The sequence below is a fragment of the Methylobacterium oryzisoli genome, from assembly GCF_046557895.1.
In the GTDB taxonomy this organism is placed as follows: Bacteria; Pseudomonadota; Alphaproteobacteria; order Rhizobiales; family Beijerinckiaceae; genus Methylobacterium; species Methylobacterium oryzisoli.
Genome location: NZ_JBKIBX010000019.1, coordinates 81,735 through 96,886, shown reverse-complemented (window position 1 = coordinate 96,886; position 15,152 = coordinate 81,735). Strand labels below are relative to the sequence as shown.

Below are 15,152 nucleotides of genomic sequence, written 5' to 3'. Positions count from 1 at the left end.
CATCATTGTCGCCGCCGAGGCGGTGGCCACGTCGGCCAATGATGCTTAGGTGTCTCCCGCCGCACGGTGGACGAGGTTCGGGAGAGAGCATGAATCGTCGCGACGTCCTGACGGCCGGCCTGGCCGGCGCCGGTCTGGCCTCCACGCTCGCGGCGCCGGCCGTGGCGCAGGCGGCGCCCGAGCTGCGCTGGCGCCTGCACTCGGCCTTCCCGCGCAGCCTCGACGCGCTCTACGGCGCGGCCGAGATGTTCGCCCGCCTCGTCGGCGAGGCGAGCGACGGGCGCTTCCAGGTCGAGGTCGCCCCCGCGCCGGGGGGCGAATCGGCGGCCCTGCTCGACGGGGTGGCGAACGGCACGGTCGAGATGGCCTACTCGGCGGCCTATTACGAGACCGGCCGCGACCCGGCCTTCGCGCTCGCCACCGCGGCGCCCTTCGGGCTCAACGCGCGCCAGCAGAACGCCTGGATGCTCCAGGGCGGGGCGCTCGACCTGTTCAACGAGATCTTCGCGCGCCAGCGGCTCTACGCGCTCCCGGGCGGCAACACCGGCACCCAGATGGGCGGCTGGTTCCGGCGCGAGGTGAAGGGCGTCGCCGACCTGCAGGGCCTCAAGTTCCGCATCGCCGGACTCGGCGCCCAGGTGCTGGCCAAGCTCGGCGTGGTGCCCCAGACCCAGGCCGGGCCGGACCTCTACGCGGCGCTCGAAGCCAAGACCCTCGACGCCGCCGAGTGGATCGGCCCCTACGACGACGAGAAGCTCGGCCTCAACAAGGTGGCGCCGTTCTACTACTACCCGGGCTTCTGGGAGGGCGGGGCGATGCTGCATTTCTGGTTCAATGCCCAGAAATGGGGCGAGTTGCCCAAGACCTACCGGGCGATCGCCCAGGGTGCCGCCGCGCAGGTCAACGGCGATCTCCAGGCGAAGTACGACGCGCGCAACCCCGGCGCGCTGCGCCGCCTCGTCGGCGGCGGCGCCCAGCTCAAGCCCTTCCCGCAGGAGGTCATGGAGGCGGCCCTCAAGGCGGCCAACGAGATCTACGCCGACCTCTCGGCCAAGAACCCCGACTTCAAGCGCGCCTACGAATCCCTCAGGAGCTTCCGCAACGAGGAGTACCTGTGGTTCCAGGTGGCGGAATACACCTACGACAACTTCATGATCCGGGCGCGGGCGCGGGGGTGAATCCGGGCGGGGGCCGCGGCGCCGCGGGAGGGGTCACCCTCCGGCGCGGTGACTACTCGGCCGGCTCCTCGCCGCCCCGTGCGGCCTGGCCCTCCTGGCGGGTGAGCGCCTTCACGAGACCCGGCACCGCCTGAAGGGCGCCGTCGAGGGTCTCGTCGGCGACGAACAGGCTCTTGATCTCCGGGCTGGTGATGCAGACGAGGCCGCTGCCCGTCTGCTCGATCCGCAAGGTGAAGCTCTGCATGCCGTCTCCCCGTCCGCGGCCGGCGATGCACGCGGCGGGCCAAGTCCCGCTTGGTGCGGCACGACCTATGGCGCGCAGAAAAAAGGCCGCACACGCGGTGCGGCCCAAGTCTAGGGAGGAAACGCCCAAGGAGGGCAGCGGGACCGCGACGCCATCGCGATCCCGCACTGCAACAAGATAAGATCCCGCTCCCGGAACGCAAGCCGGGATAGGCGGCAGCGCTGCCGAATTTTGTCGCAAATCCGGTATGGCAGGGCTGCACGGCTGGCCGGAGGGGATTTTGCGCCTAGGCTTCCTGCCTGGGAGGACGCGATGGCGATTCAGTCGGGGCGGATCCGGGTTCTGAACGAGGCCGAGCCGGGGCAGGGCGCCTACGTGCTCTACCTGATGCAGCAATCGATGCGCAGCCGGGACAATCCGGCCCTCGAACTCGCCGTGGAGGAGGCCAACCGCCTCGGTCTGCCCGTGGTGGTGGGGTTCGGGCTGCTCGACGGCGGCGCGCATTTCCCGGAGGCCAACGCCCGGCACTACGCCTTCCTGCTGCAGGGGCTGGCGCAGGCCAAGGCCGGGCTGGCCCGCCGGGGCATCGCCTTCGTGCTGCGCCGCGCCACGCCCGCCGCCGCCGCGATCGACCTCGGGCGCCACGCCGCCCTGGTGGTGCTCGATCGCGGCTACCTGACGGTTCAGAAGCGCTGGTACGGCCAGATCACCGCCGGCCTCGACCGCCGGGTGGTGCAGGTCGAGGGCGACGTGGTGGTGCCGGTCGAGACCGCCTCGGACAGGCACGAATTCGCCGCCCGCACCCTGCGGCCGAAGCTGCACCGTCTCTGGGACGCGTATCTGGAGCCCCTGCGTCCGCGCCGGGTCGCGCACCGGGCGGACGGGCTCGCCCTGACGAGCGATCTCGACGTCGCGGATCCCGAGGCGGCGCTCGCGGCCATGACCCTCGACCGCACGGTGCCGCCCGTGCGCCGCTTCCGGGGCGGGGAGGAGGTGGCGGCGGCGCGGCTCGACGCCTACCTCGCCGGCCCCTTCGCGCAGTACGGCACGGTGCGCGGCCGGCCCGAGGCGGGGTCGGCCTCGCATATGAGCCCCTACCTGCATTTCGGGCAGATCTCGCCCGTGGCGATCGCCCTGAAGGTGAGGGCGGCTGCGACCGGCGGCGCCGAGGACAAGGCCTCCTACCTGGAGGAGGTGATCGTCCGGCGCGAGCTGGCGATGAACCACGTCCACACCCAGCCGGACTACGCCACCTACGAGGCGGCGGTGCCGGACTGGGCGCGCAAGGCGCTGGCCGAGCATGCGGGCGACCCGCGCGACCCGCTCTACGACGAGGCGGCGCTGGAGGAGGGCCGCACGCACGATCCGTACTGGAACGCCGCGATGCGGGAGATGCGCGAGACCGGCTACATGCACAACCACCTGCGCATGTACTGGGGCAAGAAGATCCTCGAATGGTCCCCGTCGCCGCAGGAGGCCTTTCGGCGCACCTTGCGGCTCAACAACCGCTACTTCCTCGACGGGCGCGACCCGAACTCCTTCACCAACGTGGCGTGGCTGTTCGGCCTGCACGACCGGCCCTGGGGCCGGCGCCCGATCTTCGGCACCGTGCGCTACCTCAGCGCCAACACCCTGAAAAAATTCGACGCCGCGGCGTATCTGCGCAGCGTCGAGGCTCTCTGTGCGGCCGAGGAGACGTGAGCTTTCCGCCGCGCCTCCCCGGACAGCTCAATGGACGACGGCGCTCTCGGCGGCAGGCGCCCGGCGGCGCTTCGGCGCGGCCTTGACGGCCTCCGCCGCCTTGGCCGCCACCTGGGCCGCGGCCTTGACGGGCGCTTTGGCCGCGGACTTGGTGGTGGCTCTGGCGGCCTTGGGCCGCACCGTCACCGGCTCGGCCACGATGGCCCCCTGCCGCAGCTCCTGCTCGGCGAGGCGCCAGTAATGCTCGTCGCGGCCCATCGTCCGGCCGTCCTGCTCCCAGAGCGCGTAGGCGCGCTCGCGCACGCTGTGCTCGAAGTGGTCCATAGCGCATCTCCCCGTCGGGGTTGGTGACTCGATCGGGCCGACGATGGGTGGATCAGGGTTAAGGAAACCCTAACGGGGCCGGGCCGCTCAGGGCAGGTGGTCGAGCGGCAGGGGGCTCTCGGCCTTGACGGTCCGGATCGCGATGCTGCTGCGGATGTCGCTGACGCCCGGGAGCCGGAGCAGGCTGTCGAGCAGCAGGCGCTCGTAGCCCGCGAGATCCGGCACCACCACCTGCAGCAGGAAGTCGGTCTCTCCCGAGACGAGGTGGCAGGAGACCACCTCCGGCAGCGCCCGCACCGCCGCCTCGAAGGCCGCCGCCGATTCGTCGCGGTGGCGCTCGACCTTGATCCCGACGAACACGGTCAGCCCGAGGCCGAGCCCCGCCCGGTCGAGGGCGGCATGGTAGCCGCCGATCACCCCGGCCTCCTCCAGCAGGCGGACCCGGCGCAGGCAAGGCGAGGGCGACAGGCCCACCTCCTCGGCGAGCTGCACGTTCGTCATCCGGCCGTCCCGCTGCAGGGCCGCGAGGATGCGCCTGTCGATCGCGTCGAGCTTCATCCCGGCATCTTCCGCACGACCTGAGCCTGTGGGCAGCAGATTATGCCACGACCGAGGTTTCGCGAAGCAGACTTCGCAAGGACCTGCCGGAGGCTCGCGCGCTAGGGTCCGGTGGTCGCCCCCGTTCGCGAGCGGCCGAAGGCTTCGTCATGATGGATCTCTGGACGGATCTCGGGATGTTCGTCGCCGCGCTCGCGGTCGCCTACCTGATGCCGGGACCCGACATGGTGCTGGTGCTCCAGACCGGCGCCCTGGGCGGCCGGGCTCGGGCGCTCGCGACCGCGGTCGGGCTCGCGCTGGCGCGCGCCGCCCACGTGACCCTGGCGGTCCTCGGGCTCGCGGCCCTGCTGCGGGCCGTGCCGTGGGCCTTCGACGCCGTGCGCCTCGCCGGGGCCGCCTACCTCGTCTGGCTCGGTCTCGGCCTGCTGCGGGCCGATGCCCTGGCGCCGGACCCGCTCGCGGCCGGCGGGGACCGGGCCGGCTCCCGCGCCGCCGCGCTCCGGCGCGGCTTCGTCACGAACATCGCCAACCCCAAGGCGCTGCTGTTCTGCTCGGTGCTGCTGCCGCAGTTCATCCGGCCGGAGCTCGGCCACGGGGCGGGCCGCGCCGTGCTGCTGGGCGCGATCCTGGTCGGCACCGGCCTCGCGTTCGATCTCGTGCTCGCCAGCGCGGGCGCGGGCCTCGGCCGGGCGCTCGTCCGCCACCCGCGGTGGCAGGCGCTGCAACGCGGCGTCTTCGCGGCGCTGCTGATCGGCTTCGGGCTGCGGCTCGCCGCCGACTGACCGCGCGCCGGGGCCGTCACACCTCCGCCGCCTCCAGCTCCCCGCTGAGGGCCAGCCAATCCTCCTCGGCGGCCCCGAGCGCGGTCGCGGCCTCGGCGCGCATCCGCGCGAGGTCGCCGGCCCGGGCCGGGTCGGTGCGGAAGGCGCTGCCGTCCTCCAGCGCCGCGTCGATCTTGGCGATGGCGTCCGAGAGCTTGGCCATCCGCGCCTCGACCGCCTCCAGGCGCTTGCGCAGGGGGGCGAGCGCCGCCCGCCGCTCGGCGTTGCTCCGCCGCTCGACCGCCCGGGCGCCGCCCGTCGGCTCCGCCGCCCGGGTCTCGGGCTCCGGGCCGGCGAGCACGAGGCGGCGGTAATCGTCCATGTCGCCGTCGAAGGGCTTCACGCTGCCGTTCGAGACGAGCCAGAGCCGGTCGGCGCAGGCCTCGATCAGGAAGCGGTCGTGGCTCACCAGGATGACCGCGCCCTCGTAGTCGTTGATCGCCTCGACCAGCGCCTGCCGGCTCTCGATGTCGAGGTGGTTGGTCGGCTCGTCGAGGATGAGGAGATGGGGACCGGCGAAGGCCGCGAGGCCCATCAGCAGCCGCGCCTTCTCGCCGCCGGAGAGCTGCGCCACCGGCGTATCGGATTTCTGGCCCGGGAAGCCGAGCCGGGCGGCCGCCGCCCGCACCTTCGATTCGGGGGCGTCCGGCATCAGGTCGCGCACATGCGCGTAGGCGCTCTCGGCGGGCCGGAGCTCGTCGAGCTGGTGCTGGGCGAAGTAGGCGACCTCCATCTTGCCGGAGCGCCGCAGCTCGCCCGTGAGCGGGCCGAGGCGCCCGCCGATCAGCTTGCAGAAGGTCGACTTGCCGTTGCCGTTGGCACCGAGCAGCGCCACCCGGTCGTCGGGCGCGAGCGTCAGGTTGAGGCCCGCCAGCACCGTGCGCTCGCCGTAGCCGGCCGCCACGCGCTCCATCGCCACCAGGGGCGGGGAGAGCGGGCGAGGGGGGCTCGGCAGGTGGATCACCGGCGCCTCGTCCTCGATCAGGGCGGCGATCGGCTCCATCTTGGCCAGCCGCTTCATGCGCGACTGGGCTTGGCGCGCCTTGGTGGCCTTGGCCTTGAAGCGGTCGATGAAGCTCTGGAGGTGGGCGCGCTCGGCCTCCTGCTTGACCCGGGCCTTGGCCTGGAGGGTGCGCTTCTCGGCGAGCTGGCGGGCGAAGGAGGTGTAGCCGCCGCGGTACAGGGTGAGCTGGCCGCGGTCGAGGTGGAGGATGTGGTCGACCGAGGTGTCGAGCAGGTCGCGGTCGTGGCTGATGATGATCGCGGTGCGCGGGTAGCGCTCGAGGTAGTCGTAGAGCCAGAGCGTGCCCTCGATGTCGAGGTAGTTCGTCGGCTCGTCGAGGAGCAGGAGGTCGGGCTCGGAGAAGAGCACGGCGGCGAGCGCCACGCGCATGCGCCAGCCGCCCGAAAAGTCCGAGCAGGGGCGCGCTTGCGCCGCCGCGTCGAAGCCGAGGCCGTGCAGGATCGCGCTCGCGCGCGCGGGCGCCGAATGCGCGTCGATGTCGATGAGCCGGGTCTCGATCTCGGCCCGGCGCAGGCCGTCGGCGGTCTCGGCCTCGCGCATCAGCCGCGTGCGCTCGGTGTCGGCGGCGAGCACGACCGCGTGCAGGGTCTCGGGGCCGGCCGGCGCCTCCTGGGCCACGCCGCCGATCCGGGTGCCCTTGGGCACCGAGACGGTGCCGCCCTCGGTGGCGATTTCGCCCTGGATCAGCCGGAAGAGGGTGGTCTTGCCCGCGCCGTTGCGCCCCACGAGGCCGACCCGGGCGCGGTCGGGGATCGCGAATCCGGCGCGGTCGAGGATCAGGCGGTCGCCGATCCGGTAGGTGAGGTCGTTGACGCGGAGCATGGCCGGCCTTGTGCGGGGCGGGAACGCGGGAGGCAAGGGGGGACGGTGAGGGGGCGGCAAGGGACCGGGGGCAGGGCGGCGGACGCGTCCGTCACCTGCGCGGGCGCTCCCCCGACCGCTGCCGCTCCGGATTTCTGCGTGGCGGCGCCGGGGCCTCAGGCCCGCATCAGGCTCGGGGTGCCGAGGCGGGGCAGGATGCCCTCGCGCATCACCGCCCGGCGCAAGGGGGCGATGGTCGAGAGGGCAAGGAGGCCGGCACCGCGCAGGAAATCGGCCGGGAGCAGGTCCGACAGCAGGCTGCGGTTGAGCGCGTCCACCGCACTGGTGCGCAGCCGCGCATCGAACCCGCGCCCGCGCGCGAAGCCCGCGAGCGCCGCGGCGCTGCCGGGGTCGCGCCCGGCCCGCACGGCCTCCGCCACCGTGTCCCGCAGGGCGGCGGCGTCGCGCAGGCCGAGATTCAGCCCCTGCGCGCCGATCGGCGGGAAGACGTGCGCCGCCTCGCCGATGAGGGCGAGCCGCGGACCGACCGGCGAGGCGGCGAGGAGGCCGCGCATCGGCACGATGCCCCGCGGCCCGTCGATCGCCATGCGGCCGAGCATCGCCTGTGCCTGCCGCTCCACCGCCCGCGCCAGCGCCGCATCGTCGAGGGCACTCAGCCGCGCGGCCTCTCCCTCGGCCGTGACCCAGACGAGACTGGAGCGGCGCCCGCCCGGCAGCGGCACCAGGGTGAACGGACCGCGGCGGGTGTGGAACTCGGTGGAGACGTCTCGGTGGGGACAGGCATGCGACAGGATCGTGGTCAGCGCGGCCTGCGGATAGTTCCAGCGGCGCACCGCGAGTCCGGCCGCCTCGCGCAGGGGCGAGCGGGCGCCGTCCGCCGCGACGATCAGGCGGGCCGCGACGCTGTCGCCCCCCTCCAGGGGCACCTCCGCGGCCGTCTCGCCGGCTGCGTGCCCGCCCGCACCGTCGCGCTCGATCAGCGCGAGGGTCGAACAGGCCCGGGCGCAATCCCGCAGGGCGGCGACGAGCCGGGCGCTCTCGACGTTCCAGCCGAAGGCGTCGAGCCCGATCTCGGCGGCGACGAAGCGGGCGGGCGGGGGACGAAAGAGGCTGCCGGTGTCGTCGATGAGGTGGAGTTCGGCCAGCGGCGCCGCCGCGGGCGCCACCGCCTCCCAGGCCTTGAGCGCGGTGAGGAGCCGCACCGAGCCGTCGAGGAGCGCCACGGTGCGTCCGTCCGCCACCGGCGCGTGCCGGCCGACCAGGGCGACGCGCAGGCCGTCGCGCGCCAGCGCCAGCGCCGCCGCGAGTCCGGCCGCGCCCGCACCCACCACCGCCACGTCGAAGACCGGGCTGTCGCTCACGAATGGGTCTCCCTTGGCTGATCGGCCCCGTGCGGTTCGAGGGGTGAGATGGGGCAGCGGAGCCCGCCGCGCCATTGCCGAAACCGTCGCGCCTCCTAAGATCGCCCCGAGACGGAATGGGGAGGACACCGATGCCGAAGGCGATCCGCGTGCACGAATACGGCGGCCCCGAGGTGATGCGCTACGAGGAGGTCGAGGTCGGCGCACCGGGCCCGGGCCGGATCCGCGTCCGCCAGACCGCGATCGGCGTCAACTTCATCGACATCTACTTCCGCTCCGGCCTCTACAAGGCGCCGCAGCTGCCCTTCACCCCCGGCAACGAGGGGGCGGGCGAGGTCGTGGCGGTGGGCGAGGGCGTGAGCGGCATCGCGGTGGGCGACCGGGTCGCCTACGGCTCGGCCTCGGGCACCTACGCCGAGGAGGTGGTGATCGAGGCCCGCATGGCCGTGACGATCCCGGAGGGGGTCGACGACGCCACCGCCGCCGCGATGATGCTCAAGGGCCTCACCGCCCAGTACCTGCTGCGGCGCACCTACCCGGTGAAGGCCGGCGACACGATCCTGTTCCACGCCGCCGCGGGGGGCGTCGGGCTCATCGCCACGCAATGGGCCAAGCACCTCGGCGCCACGGTGATCGGCACGGTCGGCTCGCCCGACAAGGCGGAACTGGCCCGCCAGAACGGCTGCGACCACGTCATCCTCTACCGCGACGAGGATTTCGCCGCCCGCGTCAAGGAGATCACCGGGGGCGAGGGCTGCGCGGTGGTCTACGACGGCGTCGGCCAGGCGACCTATCCGGCCTCCCTCGACTGCCTGCGGCCGTTCGGGATGTTCGTGAGCTTCGGCAACGCCTCGGGGGTGATCACGGACTTCAACCTCGGGTTGCTCGGCCAGAAGGGCTCGCTCTACGCCACGCGCCCGACCCTGTTCACGCATGTCGGCGACCGCCCGACCCTGGAGGCGATGGCCGAGGATCTGTTCGGCGTCGTCAAGAGCGGGGCGGTGACGATCCCGGTCCATTCCCGCGCCAAGCTCGCCGATGCGGCGCAGGTCCACCGCGACCTCGCCGGGCGCCAGACCACGGGCGCGACCGTGATGCTGCCGTGATCACCCCCGGCGAGGCCGACGTCCTCCTGGTGGTGGACGTCCAGCGCGACTTCCTGCCCGGCGGCGCTCTCGCGGTGCCGGACGGGGACGCGGTGGTGCCGGCCGTTAACGCGCTCGGGCGGCGCTTTCCCCACGTCGTCCTCACCCAGGACTGGCATCCGCCCGGCCACGCCTCCTTCGCGTCGCGGCATCCCGGCCGGGCGCCGTTCGAGACGGTCCGGCTGGCCTACGGCGAGCAGGTGCTGTGGCCGGACCATTGCGTGATGGGCACGCCCGGCGCGGAACTCGCCGACGGCCTCGACCTGCCCGGGGCCGAACTCGTGATCCGCAAGGGGTTCCGGCCCGGGATCGACAGCTACTCGGCCTTCCTGGAGGCGGACCGGACGACGCCCACCGGGCTTTCGGGCTACCTGCGCGAGCGGGGCATCACCCGGGTCGTGCTGTGCGGGCTGGCGACCGATTACTGCGTCGGCTGGAGCGCGCTCGACGCGCGGGCGGCCGGGTTCGAGGCGGTGCTGGTGGAGGAGGCCTGCCGGGCGATCGACCAGGGCGGGTCGCTGGCGCGGGCCTTCGCGGCGATGGAGGCGGCGGGGGTGCGGCGCGTGCGGATGGACGCGGTCGCGCCCTGAGGGCGGCTCAGCGCGGGTCGTCCGGCCGGCCCCACTTGCGGTCGAAGCTGTGGGCGATGTGGCGCGCGTAGAGCAGCCCGGCGACGCTGATGACCCCGACGAAGACGGCGAGTTGCGCGGTGAGCGTCCACGTGATCATCGCTCAATCCTCACTAGACGGCGATGCCGTGCAGGTCGTAGGCGTCCGCGCGCTCGATCTTCACGGTCACGACATCGCCGACGCGCACCGGGCGCCGGAAGGCGACGTGGACGCTGCCGTCGATCTCGGGGGCGTCGTACTTGGTGCGGCCCGTGGCGACGGTGGGACCGGCCGCGTCGATCAGGACCGGCAGGCGCTTGCCGACCTTGGCCTTCTGCAGCCGCAGGGAGATCGCGGCCTGGGCCTCCATGAAGCGGCGGTAGCGCTCGGCCTTGACCGCGTCGGGCACCAGGGCCGCGACATCGTTGGCGGCCGCGCCGCGCACCGGCTCGTACGGGAAGGCGCCGACGCGCTCCAGCTTCGCCTCCGCGAGCCACGCCAGCAGCTCCTCGAACTCGGCCTCCGTCTCGCCGGGGAAGCCGACGATGAAGGTCGAGCGGATGGCGAGGTCCGGGCACACGCTGCGCCACGCGCGGATGCGCTCCAGCATCTTCTCCTGGTTGGCCGGGCGGCGCATGCGCCTGAGCACGCTCGGGCTCGCGTGCTGGAGCGGCATGTCGAGGTAGGGCAGCACCTTGCCCTCGGCCATCAGCGGGATGACCTCGTCCACGTGCGGGTAGGGGTAGACGTAGTGCAGCCGTACCCAGACCCCGAACTCGCCGAGCGCGGCCGCGAGATCCGCGAACCGCGCCCGCACCTCGCGGTCGCGCCAGGGGCTCGACGCGTAGCGCAGGTCGACCCCGTAGGCGCTGGTGTCCTGCGAGATGACGAGGAGTTCCTTGACGCCGGCCTTCACCAGCTTCTCGGCCTCGCGCAGCACGTCGCCGGCCGGGCGGCTCACGAGGTCGCCGCGCAGGGACGGGATGATGCAGAAGCTGCAGCGGTTGCTGCAGCCCTCGGAGATCTTCAGGTAGGCGTAGTGCCGCGGCGTCAGCTTCACGCCCTGCGGCGGCACGAGGTCGAGGAAGGGATCGTGAGCGGGCGGCACCGCCTCGTGCACGGCCGCCACCACCGACTCGTAGGCCTGCGGGCCGGTGACGGCGAGCAGGTTGGGGTACTTGTCGCGGATCTCCTCGGGCTGCGCGCCCATGCAGCCCGTGACGATGACCCGGCCGTTCTCGGCCATCGCGTCCCCGATCGCCTGCAGCGACTCGGCCTTGGCGGAATCGAGGAAGCCGCAGGTGTTGACGATGACGACGTCCGCCCCGTCGTGCTTGCGGGCGAGTTCGTAGCCCTCCGCCCGCAGATGCGTGAGGATGCGCTCGGAATCGACCAGCGCCTTGGGGCAGCCGAGCGACACGAAGGAGATCTTGGGGGCGACGGTCATGGGGGCGGTTCTGGCGGACCAAAGCGGCTGACCCGTCCCGCGGCCGGGCACGGCGCGGGCGGGCTCAGGGCGGCAGGGAGCGGGTGTCGGGGCGGCCCCATAGCACGGGGCGGCGCGGGCGTCACGGCCGGCCGGCGGTCGCGCTCCCCGTCCGCACGGCGCCGCGCAGCAGGCGCGCGAGCTGGTCGGCGGAATAGGGCTTGTGCAGCAGCGTGAAGCCGTGGCCGCCCTCCTGGGCCAGCACGTGGCTGTAGCCGGAGGCCAGGATCACCGGCAGGTCGGGGCGCCGAAGGCGCAGCGCGCGCGCGAGGGCGAGGCCGCCCATGCCGGGCATCACCACGTCGGAGAAGACCGCGTCGAACCCGGCCGCGTCGGGGCCGAGCCGCTCCAGCGCCTCCTCGGCGCTGGTGGCCCAGGCGGTCTCGTAGCCGAGATCCTGGAGGATCTGGGTGGCGAAGCGGCCGACCTCGACGTTGTCCTCCACCACCAGCACCCGCCCGCCGCCGGTCTCCAGGCTCGGGCCGATCGCCTCGGCGTCCGGGTCCCGGCCGCCCTCGGGCTTGGCCGGCGGCAGGTAGAGGGTGAAGGTGGTGCCCTGGCCGACCGCGCTCGCCACGTCGACGTCGCCGCCCGACTGCTTGGCGAAGCCGTAGACCTGGGAAAGGCCCAGCCCCGTCCCCTTGCCCACCTCCTTGGTGGTGAAGAACGGCTCGAAGATGTGCGGGAGCACGTCGGGCGGGATGCCGCCGCCTGTGTCGGTGAGCGACACCACCGCGAAGGTCTTTCGCGAGCCGGCATGGCCGCGGATCGGCGGCAGCGGCCGGCGGCCTTCGAGCCGCAGGGTGAGCGTGCCCTCGCCCCCCATGGCGTCGCGGGCGTTCACCGCCATGTTGATCAGCGCGGTCTCGAACTGGCTCAGGTCCGCCCGGACGTGGCAGGGCTCGTCCGGCAGCACGGTGACGACCCGGATGCGCGCGCCGGTGACGCTGTCGAGCATGTCCGCCACCGCGCGCAGCCGCGCGCCGACCTCGAACACCTCGGGCTTGAGGGCCTGGCGCCGGGCGAAGGCGAGGAGCTGCCCGGTGAGCTTGGCCGCCCGGTCCACCGTGTCCGAGACGGCGTCGATGTAGCGGCGGCGGCGCTCCTCGGCGAGGTCGGGCCGGCGCAGGAAGTCCACGGAGGAGCGGATGATGGTGAGCAGGTTGTTGAAGTCGTGCGCGACCCCGCCGGTGAGCTGGCCCACCGCCTCCATCTTCTGCGCCTGGCGCAAAGCCGCCTCCGCCTCGACGAGCTGCGCCGTCCGCTCCCGCACGCGCTCCTCCAGGGTGGCGTTCAGGCCGGCGAGGGCCTCGGCCGCCGTGCGCACGGCCGCATCCGCCCGCACGCGCTCGATATGCGCCCAGGAGCGCTCGGTCACCGCCCGGATCAGCGCGAGGTCGTCCTGAGTCCAGACCCGCGGGACGCGATCGTGGATCGCCATCAGGGCGGTCAGGCGCCCGTCCTTGACCAGCGGCATGCAGATCGTGGCGCTGATGCCGATGGCCTGGAAGGTCGCCGCCTCCTCGGGCGCCAGCTCCGCGCGGTTGTCGTTGACGATCAGCGGCTCGCCCGCCCGCAGGTTGCGCACGGCGAGCCGGCCGAAGGCGGCGAGGCTGTAATGGCCGACGATGCTGGGCGAACCCGGCGCGGCCCAATCCCCCCGGATCGTGAAGCCGTCCTGGTCCGGGTCCATGTCGGCATAGGCGCAGTTCGACAGCCGCAGGTGCGCGGCCACCATCCGGGTGGTCGTGGCCATCACGGTGTCGGGGTCCTGGGCATTCGCGACCGCGCGGCCCAGGCGGTCGAGGAAGTCCAGCCGCCGGGCGGCCACCACCGTCGCGGTGGTCTCGACGACGGTGTCGAGCATGCCGACCACGCGGCCCTGCTGATCGCGGATCGGGCTGTAGCAGAAGGTGAAATGGGCCCGCTCCGGATGGCCGCCCCGGGCGACGAGGAGCGGGAAATCCTCCAGGAAGGTCGCCCGGCCGGCGAAGGCCGCCTCGACCATCGGCCGGATCTCGGCCCAGGCCTCGTCCCAGACCGCGCTGAACGGCCGGCCGAGCGCCGCCGGCTTGTGGCCGAGGATCGGGATGAAGGCGTCGTTGTGCAGGGTGATCAGCTCGGGCCCCCACACGATCGCCTGGGGAAAGCGGGAGCCGAGCGTCAGGGCCACCGTCGTCTTCAGGACGTCGGGCCAGTGGTCGACCGGGCCCAGCGGCGAGGCGGACCAGTCGTGGCGGCGGATGGCCGTCGCCATCTCGCCGTCGATATCGAGGAACCCGGTTGGTGCAGCCGCCATCCGCAGCGAAGTGGTGCGCGCCGGCGCGCCAGCAAGGCACGGGACCTCCCGTGACCTTTGGGCGGATTCCCGCCGCGCCCCCGTCTCGGCTATCACGCCCGCATGTGGAGCCGCCCCATCCCCTTCGTCGAACCGGTCGCGGCCGCCGCGCGCCTGTGGGGGCGGCCGGGGCTCGCCTTCCTCGACAGCGCCATGCGCCATCCGCAGCTCGGGCGCTGGTCCTACCTCGCGGCCGAGCCGTTCGGCCGCTTCGCGGTCCGGGGCGGCCGGGCCTTCTGGAACGGCGCGCCGCGCGACGGCGCGCCGCTGGCGGTCCTGCGGGAGATCCTCGCCCCCTACCGCACGCAGGCCCATCCCGACCTGCCGCCGTTCCAGGGCGGGGCGATCGGCTACATCGCCTACGACTTCGCCCAAAACCTGGAGCGCGTGGTACCGCCGCCGCGGCGGGCAGGCCTGTGCGACGACCTGATGCTCAACCTCTACGACGCGGTGGTCGCCTTCGACCATCACGAGGGCACTTGCCGGCTGATCGCCTCCGGGTTTCCCGCCACCGATCCGGACGAGCGCGCGGGGCGGGCCGGCGAGCGGCTCGACGCGCTCGAAGCCCTGCTCGCCGCCCAAGAGCCGGAGGAGACTCGGCCGGAGGAGATCCGGCCGGAGGCACCCCGGCAGGCCGTGGCCCCGCTCGCGTGGCGCTCGAACTTCACGCCGCACGCCTACGAGCAGGCGGTCGACACCGTGCGCGACTTCATCCGCGCGGGCGACATCTACCAGGCGAACATCGCCCAGCGCTTCGCCGCCGACCTGCCGCCGGGCTTCGACCGCTTCGCGTTCTACCGCCGGCTGCGGGCGCAGAACCCCGCCACCTTCGCGGCCTATCTCGAATGCGGGACGCTGACAGTGGCGTCGAGTTCGCCCGAGCGGTTCCTGCGCCTCGACGGGCGCCGCATCGAGACGCGGCCGATCAAGGGCACGGCCCCGCGCTCGCCCGATCCGGCCGAGGACGAGGCGCGGGCGGCGGCGCTCCTCGCCAGCGACAAGGAGCGGGCCGAGAACGTCATGATCGTCGACCTGCTGCGCAACGACCTCTCGCGCATCGCCGCCCCGCACAGCGTCGCGGTGCCGCTGCTGTGCGGGCTGGAGACCTACGCGGGGGTCCACCACCTCGTCTCGGCGGTGACCGGGCGCCTGCGCGAGGGCGCCGACGCCCTCGACCTGCTGGCCGCCTGCTTCCCGGGCGGCTCGATCACCGGCGCGCCGAAGCTGCGGGCGATGGACATCATCACGCAGATCGAGGGGGATGCGCGCGAACTCTACTGCGGGTCGATCGGCTGGATCGGGTTCGACGGCAGCTTCGACACCAGCATCGCCATCCGCACGGTGCTCCTCGGCCCCGATCAGGCGGTGCTGCAGGCGGGCGGCGGCGTCACGCTGCTCTCCGACCCCGCGGCGGAGTACCGCGAGACCCTGACCAAGGCCGAGCGGGTCTTCGCGGCCTTCCCGGACAACGCGGGTTGAGCGTTTCCCGAGCCACGCCCGTACCCCACATAGAGGGGCGCCCGATCGCGCTGCGATCGGGC

Annotated in this window: 14 protein-coding genes; 6 read left to right on the top strand and 8 right to left on the bottom strand. The window is 73.3% G+C overall.

The window, feature by feature from the left end:
- The first annotated feature begins 89 nt into the window (after positions 1 to 89).
- Positions 90 to 1,178 (top strand): TRAP transporter substrate-binding protein, encoded by a 1,089-nt coding sequence (locus ACKUB9_RS19140; RefSeq protein WP_407525528.1) that lies wholly within the window; start codon positions 90 to 92, stop codon positions 1,176 to 1,178.
- Positions 1,179 to 1,230: 52 nt separating this feature from the next.
- On the opposite strand, the gene ACKUB9_RS19135 is transcribed toward ACKUB9_RS19140, so the two are convergent.
- Positions 1,231 to 1,422 carry a hypothetical protein gene (locus ACKUB9_RS19135; protein ID WP_407525526.1) on the bottom strand — a complete coding sequence of 64 codons (192 nt, stop codon included), beginning with the start codon at positions 1,420 to 1,422 and terminating at the stop codon, positions 1,231 to 1,233.
- A gap of 312 nt (positions 1,423 to 1,734) precedes the next feature.
- On the opposite strand from ACKUB9_RS19135, the gene ACKUB9_RS19130 reads away from it, so the two are divergent.
- Positions 1,735 to 3,123 (top strand): deoxyribodipyrimidine photo-lyase, encoded by a 1,389-nt coding sequence (locus ACKUB9_RS19130; protein ID WP_407525523.1) that lies wholly within the window; start codon positions 1,735 to 1,737, stop codon positions 3,121 to 3,123.
- A gap of 27 nt (positions 3,124 to 3,150) precedes the next feature.
- Here ACKUB9_RS19130 and ACKUB9_RS19125 read toward each other — a convergent pair whose 3' ends face one another.
- Both ACKUB9_RS19125 and ACKUB9_RS19120 read right to left on the bottom strand, forming a co-directional pair.
- A complete protein-coding gene (locus ACKUB9_RS19125) occupies positions 3,151 to 3,447 on the bottom strand; it encodes a DUF2934 domain-containing protein (protein ID WP_407525520.1) in 297 nt (98 codons plus the stop codon).
- Positions 3,448 to 3,534: 87 nt separating this feature from the next.
- Positions 3,535 to 4,005 carry an Lrp/AsnC family transcriptional regulator gene (locus tag ACKUB9_RS19120; protein WP_407525518.1) on the bottom strand — a complete coding sequence of 157 codons (471 nt, stop codon included), beginning with the start codon at positions 4,003 to 4,005 and terminating at the stop codon, positions 3,535 to 3,537.
- Positions 4,006 to 4,154: 149 nt separating this feature from the next.
- Here ACKUB9_RS19120 and ACKUB9_RS19115 point away from each other — a divergent pair, with 149 nt between their 5' ends.
- On the top strand, positions 4,155 to 4,787 hold the full coding sequence (locus ACKUB9_RS19115; RefSeq protein WP_407525515.1) for a LysE family translocator: 633 nt from the start codon (positions 4,155 to 4,157) through the stop codon (positions 4,785 to 4,787).
- 16 nt (positions 4,788 to 4,803) lie between these two features.
- On the opposite strand, the gene ACKUB9_RS19110 is transcribed toward ACKUB9_RS19115, so the two are convergent.
- Both ACKUB9_RS19110 and ACKUB9_RS19105 read right to left on the bottom strand, forming a co-directional pair.
- Positions 4,804 to 6,672 carry an ABC-F family ATP-binding cassette domain-containing protein gene (locus tag ACKUB9_RS19110; RefSeq protein ID WP_407525512.1) on the bottom strand — a complete coding sequence of 623 codons (1,869 nt, stop codon included), beginning with the start codon at positions 6,670 to 6,672 and terminating at the stop codon, positions 4,804 to 4,806.
- 155 nt (positions 6,673 to 6,827) lie between these two features.
- Positions 6,828 to 8,033 carry an FAD-dependent oxidoreductase gene (locus ACKUB9_RS19105; RefSeq protein ID WP_407525509.1) on the bottom strand — a complete coding sequence of 402 codons (1,206 nt, stop codon included), beginning with the start codon at positions 8,031 to 8,033 and terminating at the stop codon, positions 6,828 to 6,830.
- Positions 8,034 to 8,164: 131 nt separating this feature from the next.
- Here ACKUB9_RS19105 and ACKUB9_RS19100 point away from each other — a divergent pair, with 131 nt between their 5' ends.
- Positions 8,165 to 9,139, top strand: coding sequence for a quinone oxidoreductase family protein (locus ACKUB9_RS19100; protein WP_407525506.1), 975 nt, complete (start codon positions 8,165 to 8,167; stop codon positions 9,137 to 9,139).
- Positions 9,139 to 9,768, top strand: coding sequence for a bifunctional nicotinamidase/pyrazinamidase (gene pncA, locus ACKUB9_RS19095; protein ID WP_407525575.1), 630 nt, complete (start codon positions 9,139 to 9,141; stop codon positions 9,766 to 9,768). The genes ACKUB9_RS19100 and pncA overlap by 1 nt, the downstream gene beginning before the upstream one ends.
- A gap of 7 nt (positions 9,769 to 9,775) precedes the next feature.
- Here pncA and ACKUB9_RS19090 read toward each other — a convergent pair whose 3' ends face one another.
- The 3 genes from ACKUB9_RS19090 to ACKUB9_RS19080 form a co-directional block, all read right to left on the bottom strand.
- Entirely contained in the window at positions 9,776 to 9,907 is a 132-nt protein-coding gene (locus ACKUB9_RS19090; protein ID WP_283205960.1) for a hypothetical protein, read from the bottom strand.
- A gap of 13 nt (positions 9,908 to 9,920) precedes the next feature.
- On the bottom strand, positions 9,921 to 11,234 hold the full coding sequence (gene rimO / locus ACKUB9_RS19085; protein ID WP_407525503.1) for a 30S ribosomal protein S12 methylthiotransferase RimO: 1,314 nt from the start codon (positions 11,232 to 11,234) through the stop codon (positions 9,921 to 9,923).
- A 121-nt stretch (positions 11,235 to 11,355) separates the two neighbouring features.
- Entirely contained in the window at positions 11,356 to 13,530 is a 2,175-nt protein-coding gene (locus ACKUB9_RS19080) for a GAF domain-containing hybrid sensor histidine kinase/response regulator (protein WP_407525500.1), read from the bottom strand.
- 144 nt (positions 13,531 to 13,674) lie between these two features.
- On the opposite strand from ACKUB9_RS19080, the gene pabB reads away from it, so the two are divergent.
- A complete protein-coding gene (pabB, locus tag ACKUB9_RS19075; protein ID WP_407525497.1) occupies positions 13,675 to 15,090 on the top strand; it encodes an aminodeoxychorismate synthase component I in 1,416 nt (471 codons plus the stop codon).
- Positions 15,091 to 15,152: the final 62 nt, after the last annotated feature.